Annotated in this window: 2 protein-coding genes and 1 pseudogene; all 3 read right to left on the bottom strand. The window is 59.6% G+C overall.

Annotated features, from left to right (window positions below):
• Nucleotides 1-559, bottom strand: a 559-nt coding sequence (locus BN2475_RS14810; protein WP_094780372.1) for an ABC transporter ATP-binding protein, incomplete at its 3' end; no start/stop codon positions are given.
• A gap of 155 nt (nucleotides 560-714) precedes the next feature.
• Nucleotides 715-1,884 (bottom strand): ABC transporter permease subunit, encoded by a 1,170-nt coding sequence (locus BN2475_RS14815; protein ID WP_094780266.1) that lies wholly within the window; start codon nucleotides 1,882-1,884, stop codon nucleotides 715-717.
• A 22-nt stretch (nucleotides 1,885-1,906) separates the two neighbouring features.
• Nucleotides 1,907-2,025 (bottom strand): annotated as a pseudogene (locus BN2475_RS35525) (branched-chain amino acid ABC transporter permease); the annotation flags it as partial.

Genomic DNA, 2,025 nt, shown 5'->3' on the forward strand with positions numbered 1-2,025 from the left:
TCGGATCCGTTGCCAACGCGCGTGCGATCTCCAGACGACGCTGGTGACCGTACGACAGATTGCGCGACGTGTAGTCCGCGTACTGCACGATGCCGACATACTCCAGCAGTTCGATCGCGCGTTCCTTGATTTCGCGCTCTTCCTTGCGTTCGGGCGGCGTCTGGAACACCGCGCCGAGCAGGCCGTGTTTGGTGCGCACATGCCGGCCGACCATCACGTTTTCGAGCGCGGTCATGCCGCCGAACAGGCGAATGTTCTGGAACGTACGGGCGATGCCCGCCTTCGCCACCTGATAGACGGCCGTCGGCGTGTACTCCATGCCGTCGAGCTTGAATTCGCCTGAATCCGGTGTGTACAGACCGGTGATCACGTTGAAGAAGGTCGTCTTGCCGGCGCCGTTCGGGCCGATCAGACCGTAAATCTCGCCCGCGCGGATTTGCAGGCCAACCTCGGACAGTGCCTGCAGGCCGCCGAAGCGCTTGTTGACGCCTTTCACCGACAGGCGGATCTGATCGCTACCCGCGCCGTTGCCCATGGTGTTGCTTACGTTGTCGCTCATGTCTTTTTCTCCTGTCGACCAGAGTTAGCGCTTTAGCTGTCGACCAGAGTTGGCGCTTCAGCTGTCGACCAGAGTTGGCGCTTCAGCGCTTACTCTGGTCCCATGCAAAGCTCTTACTCTGGTCCCATGCAAAGCACTTACTCTGGTCCATGCCTTCAGGCACGCACCGGCTTCTTGCCGCTGCGCTTCGCCAGTTTCGCAATCTTGTCTTCGTGCTTCGGCGATGGCCACAGGCCTTCCGAGCGGTACAGCATGATCAGCACCATCGCGAGTGCATACACGAGCTGACGGATCACCTCCGTGTCGACGATTTCGTGGCCAAAAATCGCGTGCTGCAGGGGGCCTATCGTCGTTCGGAGCACTTCAGGAAGGACCGCCAGCATGACAGCGCCGAGAATGACACCCGGAATATGACCGAGGCCGCCGAGCACAACGCATGCAAGTACCACGATCGATTCGGGCAGCGTGAACGACTCCGGCGACACAAAACCCTGGAACGCGCCGAACATCGCGCCGGACAAGCCGCCAAACGATGCGCCCATGGCAAACGCCAGCAGCTTCACGTCACGCGTATTGATGCCCATCGCCTTCGCGGCGATTTCGTCTTCGCGGATCGCGGCCCACGCCCGGCCGATACGCGAGTGCTGCAGGCGTGTACAGACCCAGATCACGAACAATGCGCACAGGACGAACGCGTAGTAATAGAGATAAACGGAAGGGAATTCGACACCCAGGAAGTTGTGTGACTGTGCAAGACTGAAATTGCCGACGTGAACTGGATCGATGTCCGTGATCCCCTTGGGGCCGTTTGTGATGTTCACCGGGCGGTCGAGGTTGTTCATGAAAATCCGCACGATTTCGCCGAAGCCCAACGTCACGATCGCCAGGTAGTCACCACGCAGACGAAGCGTCGGCGCACCGAGCAGCACCCCAAAAAACGCGGCGAGCGCCATCGCGATCGGAGCGATGATCAGGAACGGGACATGCAGGCCGCCAGGAGCGAGATGCGCGAGCCATTCGAACTGTGTCGACAGGTGCGGCGAGCTCAACAGCGCGGCCGTATAAGCACCCACTGCATAGAAGGCGATATAGCCGAGATCCAGCAGACCGGCAAAACCGACCACCACATTCAGGCCCAGCGCGAGCATCACGTACAGCATTGCGAAGTCGAGCACGCGAACCCAGTAGTTGCCCCCAGCAGCCCCGATGAGCATCGGAGCGGCGACGACAAGTACTGCAGTCATTACACCCACAATCAGCCTGCTTGCGGGACTCTTCTGAGCCTCAAAGGTCGTTGAAGATTCGATTCGTTGGATAGAAGTCATTCGGGTGTCTCCTCTTTTGCGTTCAAGCCCGATCTGCCACACGTTCGCCAAGCAGCCCGGACGGACGGAACACCAGCACGATGATCAGCACGATGAATGCGAACACATCCTGGTAGTTGCTACCGAACACACCGCCTGTGA

The organism is Paraburkholderia ribeironis, assembly GCF_900019265.1.
GTDB classification, from domain to species: domain Bacteria; phylum Pseudomonadota; class Gammaproteobacteria; order Burkholderiales; family Burkholderiaceae; genus Paraburkholderia; species Paraburkholderia ribeironis.

Excerpts from the sequence above, each read along its gene's own strand:
- BN2475_RS14815 (WP_094780266.1), bottom strand. The coding sequence starts at position 1,884 with ATGACTTCTATCCAACGAATCGAATCTTCAACGACCTTTGAGGCTCAG.